The sequence below is a fragment of the Sphingobium sp. IP1 genome, from assembly GCF_002708645.1.
GTDB classification, from domain to species: Bacteria; Pseudomonadota; Alphaproteobacteria; order Sphingomonadales; family Sphingomonadaceae; genus Sphingobium; species Sphingobium yanoikuyae.
The window spans coordinates 1-5,512 of record NZ_NOIW01000188.1; the positions used below are offsets into that span (position 1 = coordinate 1).

2 protein-coding genes and 1 pseudogene are annotated in these 5,512 nt (G+C 53.8%); 2 read left to right on the top strand and 1 reads right to left on the bottom strand.

Translation table 11 applies throughout. The features are described from left to right. The first annotated feature begins 692 nt into the window (after positions 1-692). Entirely contained in the window at positions 693-3,335 is a 2,643-nt protein-coding gene (locus CG471_RS28785; protein ID WP_099234544.1) for an RNA-binding domain-containing protein, read from the top strand. Between the two features lie 302 nt (positions 3,336-3,637). Here the strand turns inward: CG471_RS28785 and CG471_RS28790 are convergent. Continuing rightward, positions 3,638-4,701 (bottom strand): IS630 family transposase gene (locus tag CG471_RS28790; protein WP_099234545.1). Its coding sequence is split into 2 segments (ribosomal slippage): positions 3,638-4,207 and positions 4,210-4,701, totalling 1,062 coding nucleotides; the frame shifts between segments, so codons are not numbered across the junction. Between the two features lie 152 nt (positions 4,702-4,853). Between CG471_RS28790 and CG471_RS28795 the strand changes: the two are divergent. Next, a pseudogene (locus CG471_RS28795) lies at positions 4,854-5,386 on the top strand (IS5 family transposase); the annotation flags it as partial. Positions 5,387-5,512: the final 126 nt, after the last annotated feature.

Consider the following 5,512-nt stretch of genomic DNA (forward strand, 5'->3'; position numbering starts at 1 on the left):
GGCGGCGCTGCGGGAGCGGGCGGGGCAGGAACTGGCGGTGGCGGCGGAACAGGAACTTCACCCGGCATGCGTGGCGTCTCCAGGCAGGCGTACAACACTACTCATCGGATCTGACATTTTCGATCTCCCCCGCGAGCTACACTAGGCAGGTTCCCCACCAATTCCATCATTCTTTGTCCGCGCATCTTTACAGGCAGCACGACAGTCGCAGCCTTCAAGCCGTCACCCATTTGGGCGGTTCTGCCTGCATGCTGAAAGCACTGGCTGCTCTTGTCTTGGCGGGAGCTGGCAAGTCGACGATCGTTGGTGCGCTTCGCGAGGCTGCGGGCGACGAGACGAAGCGGCCGGGAACGGCAGCGAAGTCCCAATGTCAGCCCGCGAAGTTATGGGAATTGCCATCTGATCCAATTTATCGCCAAGCGCCCGATCTGGGCGCTTGGCCCTCGACGGTGTCGACCCTTTTAAGACACCCAATCGCAAATTTACGCGCCCCAAGAGCGGACGGTCAGCTAACCTGACAGCGCCTTTCAAAACTGGCCGATAGGCGACGGTCGGGTTAGCGGGCGTGCCCCAGCGATTGCCGACATTCATGCGTCGTCGGCCCGCGACCAGCCTCAGTACCGCCCTTGAGCCAGACATTCTGTTGGCCGCCATCCGCACACGAAATGAGAAAATTTGGTTCCCTTGAGTAAATGGGTGCAGAGCCGATTCTGATCGCTGTTGCGGGTTGCTTAAGAAGATTTTGCCAGTTTAATATGCATGATGCCAACGCGTATGGAGAGAAATGGATAATGGAGCGTCTTGAGGATCTCATCGAGCAGGGTGCTTTGCCCTTGGAATCTCAGGCGCTACTTCAATTTTTAGCAGATGAAGATGGGATATTCGTATCTCGCGAGGGCGCTTCATGGGATTTTAAAGCTGGGTGGCCCGACAGCTATTCAGACTCATACTTTCATGGCCTTTGTAGACTCATTTGCGCATTCGCAAACACGAATGGCGGGCTCATTATATTCGGCGTGGACGACGCCACCCGCACTGCGCAAAAGCAGCGTATCGCGGCTGATCTAGATCGCTTTTCACAAGCATTCAAACAGCTCGTTGGACAGTTGCTTCATGTAGATTTCAGGCACTACCAGACAGATGGGGGAGGCCATTTTGCGGCGATGCTTGTCCCTCCCTTGAATGCAAAGGATTTACCACTCCGATTTCGGGCGAGTAGTAAATTCTATCCTTCTGACGTTATTTGGGTCAGACAGGGGCACGAAGTTGATACGGCTGGTCCGAAGCATATTGCTCAACTTTACTGTCGCGATATCCCGATGAGAAATAGCGAAGCTGAAGAGATAGAGGGTACTTTGCCTCCCAGCCCTGCTACTATCAGGCAGTTTGTGGGGCGCATGTCTACGATTGATCAGTTGTTCCAGTGGCTTAAAACTTCTGATCAGCCAAGAAATTTTCTCTATGGAAAAGGTGGGTCCGGCAAATCAACGATTGCATTCCAGGTCGCAAAGATATTGCGTGAGTCGGGGGCAGGCTTCCTCATTGAGGGTTTTGATCCTCTTGAGAAAGTTATGTTTTTAACCGCCAAGGAGCGGGAACTTGATCCTGGAAAGCAGCTTCAGAAGAATGTTATCTACACAGATTTTAAAGATGAAAGAACGCTTTACGAGGCAATTCTCACTGAGGGAGGGTCTGAATACGACAATCTCGACAGCCTCGATATTGCAGAACTTAAACGCGAAGTTTCTGCACTCTTTAATCGCACATCAACTTTCATCGTGATCGATGATATTGACACACTGACTACAAAGGGCCTGGAGGCTGGCTTCGAGTTTTTGATTGGAGCCTTGTATAAGGCTAAAAAGCGGTCTCGCATCCTTTACACGTTGCGCAACGCACCTTCACAGGCCCTTTCGAACTCTATTGACGTGCCCGGACTGAATGACAAGGAATACTTGGAATTTGTAAATCTGGCGAGCGGACAGTTTGGAGTAGATGCACCTGTCGGACGCATACGAGATGAAGAGTTAAGCGCCGTATCTGAGCGTCGACCACTTGTAATCGAGTCTGTCATTGCGCTACGTCGACGCGCTGACAGTTACGAACGCGCTATCGAGCTATTCAAAAGTGGGGGTGGCGACGACGTTCGAGCATACGTTTTCCGCCGAGAGTGGGATTCCATTAGGCCGTCCTCTCGCGGCCGAGAGCTTCTCACAGTTTTGGCGCTCTATAAGCAAAAAATTGCTTATGAGGACATTATTGCATTGATGTATGACAATGCGGCCATTGTGCCTGACGCGATGGCTGAGGTTCAAGAAATGTTTATTCAAGTTGAACGAGAGGGTGAAAAATCACTTTATCGTCTGAATGAATTGACGCGTTCATTTGTTCTAGGAGTCGCTAAAGAACTTGACAATTACCAAGCGCTTAAGGCTCGAGTTTCGAAGTTTGTAACAAATATATATGCGGACTCGCCCGATCTTAGTCGCCTCCTCGGGCGCGTAGAGATGTTGATTAACCGCTCTGAGAGGGAAGACGATCCTCAGAGCGCTCAGCAAGCTTGGTCATTACTGGTAGACGCCAAGGACAATGCAACAATTAGAGAAGACCCGCGTTTCATGGCTGCATGCGGATATGTTTCTCTGCATATAACTCCATTTAATATTGCAGATGCACGAGAATACTTCCAAAATAGCTTTAACATGAGGCATGGTCCGGATATTCAATATGTTAGAAAATGGTTTGTCGCCGAAGGCAAACTGGATGGCGCTGATCATTACACGGATTTGATCTATCGCTTGGTCGATAATGCTCGTGATTATGATGATGCTATCAGGCTTGAGTTTATGTCACGCCGCGCAGAGATCCTATATTTTCTAGCACGTGGTGGTATTTATTCAGACCCTGAAAAGTCAGTTTCTAGGCTAAAGGATTCCATTCACCTAAATGCCAAAGGATATAACTTAACTTATGCCGAAAATACCAAGAGGGCGTATCATTTTCAGAGGAATTTCACCAACTCAGTATTCTTGATGAAAAACTATCTATTGCAGGCCGGCCGATTTGACGAACTTGTTACATATATTGCCGATCTAACAAAGTTGCCAGGTGCGAAGCTGGATCCACTATTGGCGCCAATACGTGAAGTCGCTGCTGCTGCTGCCGCAACCAGTTCGGTGATTGATGTTCAGCGTACTGCCGGAAGAATACTTCATTTGGGTCGTGTTTTAAGTGAAGCAGATTGTTGGCTAAATCGAACGGTAAGGGACCGCTGTGTAGCATATTGCTATGAAGCAGCTGGATCTTTGAACAAGAAGCGTAGTAGTCGAACTTAAATATGGTAGCAGGTAGCAAGATGTCCGAACCGGACATCTTGCGGTTGGACAGCCTTCGTTGTCGTGCCGGGCCATCGAGCAACCGGCTGCATGCGCTCTGCTGACATAAGACAGGCCATGTGGGTGATCAGGTGCGAGCGACGACTGAGTTTCAGGCTCATCGTCCAAGTAGATGTCCGCTCCTAGGTGTCTTATCAGCTCGGTCGAACGGCTTGGATGGGCGCGTAGCAGACGTTTCCGCGGTCGACCCTTTGCGGACTCTCTTCCGCCGATTTTTCGCCCCTAATACCAAGATGCATTGATCACGACCCACGCGCCCATTTACGGCGTCCGATAGTCATGATGCGCCACGGCTGATCGACCAGCTTGTTCCAGGCTTCGCAGCAAAGGTCGATGATGTTGTCGTGGGATATGAAGATCCGGTTGGACAGCCAGTTATCCCGCATGAACTGCCAGATATTTTCGACTGCGTTGAGTTCGGGGCATTTCGGGGGCAGCGGAATGATGCTGATATTCTCTGGCACTTCCAGCTTTCCGGTCATGTGCCACCCGGCTTGATCCATCAACACAACACCGTGGGCACCTGGCTCGATAGCGAGCGATATCTCCGTCAGGTGCAGCGACATGGTCTGGGTGTTGCAGAACGGGAGGATCAGGCCCGCCCCCTTGCCGAGTTCGGGGCAGATGGCACCGAAGATGTAGGCCGATTTCGTCCTCTGGTCCTTGGGTGCCGACGGCCGGGTGCCACGCCTGGCCCAGCGCCGGGTGATCTTGTTTTTCTGGCCGATCCGGGCCTCGTCCTGGAACCAGACCTCTATCGGCGTGCCACCCGGGAGGGCGGCTTTGATCTTTGCCAGCTCGGCTGCAAAGCCCCCTTTTTAAAGTCCTCCATCGCATATTCGTTCTGGGCATGGTGACGCGGGCGTGCCGTCAGTTTGACATAGCCCAGCTTCTTCAGCTCCCGCCCCACAGTCGTTTCCGTCAGGGACACACCAAACTTGCCATGGAGCCACCGCACCAGATCAATCAGCCGCCAGCGAACAACTCCATGGATCGCCGGGATCGGGCCGCTTTCAACGATCTCCGCAAGAGCCCGACGCTGGGCATCGTTCAACAACGGGGACTTGCCCGGCGCCTTCCCGTCGAGGAGTCCGTCCGGCCCCCGGGCATTGAAGCGCACCACCCAGTCGCGCACGATCTGCAACGTCACGCCGCCAATCCGCGCGGCATCGCTGCGGCTCCCACCATCATAAATTTCCGCCAAGGCCAGCAGCCGCCGTCCCTGGTTCGCGCTCCTGGTCACACGCGCCAGTCGCCTCAAGCCCACCGCGTCAAAGTCGTCCCGCAATCCGATCGCTGCACCCATCGCCATGCCCTCCAACAGGAAGCCATAGATTCAGAAATTCAGCGCCTTGGGAATCCCCCTCGTGAGTCAGCATCACTAGGCCGTAAACTCATAAAATGGCTTGAGGGTTGACCGTTTGCGTGATTCAGGAGCCTCCAGATTTGGAGGACTTGATGGCACGGCGGCGGTATGAACTGACAGATCGGGAATGGGCCATCATCGAGCCGTTGTTGCCCAACAAGCCGCGTGGCGTGGCGCGGGTTGATGACCGGCGAGTGCTGAACGGGATCATGTGGCGTTTCCGGTCCGGTGCGACATGGGCGGAAATTCCCGAGCGCTATGGCCCATCGACGACCTGCTACAACCGGTTCGTGCGCTGGCGCAAAGCCGGGGTGTGGGACCGGCTTCTGGCTGAGGTTTCCGCCGGATATAATGGCGAACTGGTGATGATCGATTCCACCTGCATGCGCGTCCACCAAAATGGTGCGACGGGCAAAAAGGGGGAAGCTGCGATCGTGGCATGGGACGTTCCCGGGGCGGCCTCACCAGCAAACTCCACGCTCTTGTCGATGCTGTCGGGCGTCCTGTCAGCCTGAGACTGACAGGCGGGCAGATTCACGATGCCTGCGAGGCGGAGGCGCTGATCGAAGCCATTCCCGAGGGCGCAATCCTGCTGGGCGACAAAGGGTATGACAGCAACGCCATGGGACTGTCAGGATTTCCGTGTGCGGCCGGGCGGTTGATCATCAGGCCGCCATGGCTCTGATGAAACGTTCGCCGAAGATCACGGCAAATTGCGCCTTCGCCATGGTCCACTCACGTGGTGGCATCT